The 737-nt window shown below is 29.3% G+C and carries 2 protein-coding genes; both read right to left on the reverse strand.

Annotation, left to right across the window (positions count from 1 at the left end):
• The coding region (locus MSNKSG1_RS19705) for a S26 family signal peptidase (RefSeq protein WP_406564611.1) at positions 1-126 on the reverse strand (126 nt) is incomplete at its 3' end.
• Positions 127-187: 61 nt separating this feature from the next.
• A partial coding sequence (locus tag MSNKSG1_RS18520) for a replication initiation factor domain-containing protein (protein ID WP_008940830.1) occupies positions 188-737 on the reverse strand: 550 nt, incomplete at its 5' end.

Here is a 737-nt window from a genome sequence, read left to right on the forward strand (position 1 = left end):
TTTAAAAGTAGGATACATTGAATCTCCTTTAACAGTATATCTTGAACCCACAAATGTAGTTAAAAGTATTGCTATAACAACTCCAATTAATAATGATACAACCCATTCAAAAATCGATTTTTTCATAAAATTACTCCTTTTTTAAAATTTCAACTAACGCCAAAATCTGAATTCACGCTGCCAAAAATCAATCTGCTTTTGCAATTGTTTTTCGTTCGCTTTTTAAAGTCGATTTCATTAATTCTGTTAAATCAATTGGAGATATTTCTCTAATCAATTTTTTAAACTTAGTCTTAGTATTCTTACTTAACTTTCCCCACATACTTTCTTCATGCAACAAAGTATAAACCATAGCTTGCTCATTAATTTTTTCTAAAGTAGTCCACGCAGGTTTCAAAATGTGTAAATCATTAAAGCAATCATTCCAATAATCAACCATATCTCTTTTCAATTCAACTTCTACACGCCATAGATGTTCAGACATAACTTCGACATCTGCGTTATCTTTACGTTCTTGTTTTTTATTATAAATTCTAATAAATCTATCACTATCACGAACGCCAAAATATTTTGTTTCTGGCTTGCCATTACGACCATAAAAAACAGTTTTCTTAACTGCTTTATCAGTCATTGCATAGTAATCGCTTAAATCATCTTCAAAATCAAAAGCTAAATCTAATCTTGTAAAACCATCATCTTCCATGTAGTCGATAATATTTTGTTTTAACCAAAGCATT

Source organism: Marinobacter santoriniensis NKSG1 (genome assembly GCF_000347775.1).
GTDB classification, from domain to species: domain Bacteria; phylum Pseudomonadota; class Gammaproteobacteria; order Pseudomonadales; family Oleiphilaceae; genus Marinobacter; species Marinobacter santoriniensis.